Annotated in this window: 2 protein-coding genes; one reads left to right on the top strand and one right to left on the bottom strand. The window is 47.1% G+C overall.

Annotated elements, in window-relative coordinates; translation table 11 throughout:
* Positions 1-473, bottom strand: a 473-nt coding sequence (locus R7Q47_RS23860) for a serine hydrolase (protein ID WP_318089635.1), incomplete at its 3' end; no start/stop codon positions are given.
* Positions 474-715: 242 nt separating this feature from the next.
* Here R7Q47_RS23860 and R7Q47_RS23855 point away from each other — a divergent pair.
* A partial coding sequence (locus R7Q47_RS23855) for a ferric reductase-like transmembrane domain-containing protein (protein WP_318089633.1) occupies positions 716-1,601 on the top strand: 886 nt, incomplete at its 3' end.

Raw genomic sequence — 1,601 nt, 5'->3', positions numbered from 1 at the left:
TCCAATCGGTCAAGTCGCGTTGCTTTGTCGCCAATAGAGCGCAAAAACAACGTGACCGCTTTAGGACCACCAATTTCATTTAGCACTAAGTTCGCGGCGGTGTTGTCGCTCATCAACATGGCGGCTTCACAAGCGTGTTCGATGCGTGTGCTTTGTCCAGCCAGTTTATCCATCACCGGAGACCAAACCACAATATTGCGTTCATCGATTTTCGCTGTGGCATTTTTGTTGAGTTTGCCGCTGTCCATGTCGCTTAGCATGGTGGCACACGCTAACGTTTTGAATGTGCTCATTAATGGGAAACGTTCGTCTCCGCGATAATCCCAACGCTCGTCCGTTTGTGTATCCCAGACTGACACTCCAATTCGCCCAGATGTTTGTTTCTCGATGAGGGAGATGTCTTCGTTTAATTTGGAGGCGTAACTAACAGTTGAGCAAACCATCAGCCCAACCAACAGGAATAACTTTTTCATGCGTGGTGTTCTTCGTTCTTTTGGTTTTGATTCGCACTTTGGCGATGTTAAGCAAACTATAACGAGTGAATACTCTAACCACTGTTAAATCCCTGTCGATTTTCTGTAGGATTCTGCGCAATACCTCCAAGTTTGTTATTGACCTTAGGTATATTGTGGGTTTACTCAACTTTACGAATATTGACGTTGCATTACGCTAGAAAAACTAAACTAGAGTTGTCGTCAATTTGAGAGTGATGTTCATGAAAACTGTACGAAATTTTGTATGGATGATAATTGCCGCCGTGTCTGTGTTGTGGTGGATGAGTGAACCGCAACTGCTGTCCTCGACCCAATTCTTCCAATGGCGCTCCGCGCTTATTCAATATTCTGGTGTTTTGTCGTTGGCTTTGATGTCTATTGCGATGGTGTTGGCGCTGCGCTTACCTGTGATCGAGCAATGGGTTCACGGGATGGATAAGGCCTATCGTGTGCATAAATGGCTCGGTATTGCGGGGGGTAGCCTTGGAGTCGTGCATTGGTTGACGTATAAAGTGCCAAAATGGCTAGTGTCGGCAGGAGTGCTCGAAAAACCAATCAAACACACCGGGGTTGGGCCTTCTGGGAACAACTTTGTCGGTTTAGAACTCTGGGTCAAAGAGTTGCGCGATGTGGGGCTTGGTTTGGGGGAGTGGGGTTTTTACCTGCTCTTAGCATTGCTCGTGGTGTCATTGTGGACGGTTGTTAAATACAAGCCATTTAAGTTGTCGCATCGTTTAATGGCGGCAGTGTATTTGATGATTGCTGTTCACTCCGTTTTGCTGATCAAGCACGCGTACTGGGGTGAACCAATTCATTTCTTTGCTTTGGGCTTTGCCTTGATGGGCTCTGCAGCTGCCGTTTATAGCTTGCTTGGTTTTGTCGGACGAGCAAATCGCCATCCCGCCAAAGTGGTGTCGACTCGCTACTTCCCTCAAGCGCGAGTGATGGAGCTGACTTTGGCGCCAAGCAATAACGGTCAAGGAAAACCTTGGCAAGGACACAAAGCTGGGCAGTTTGCTTATGTGCGTTTTGGTAATGAAGATCCGCATCCGTTTACGATTGTTTCAGGTGAGCATGAAGCAGAGGTACGCTTTTTGATCAAAGAGT

It is taken from the genome of Vibrio sp. Vb0349, assembly GCF_033338975.1.
The sequence above is the reverse complement of the archived record's forward strand: the minus strand, read 5'-3'. Positions and strand labels throughout refer to the sequence as shown.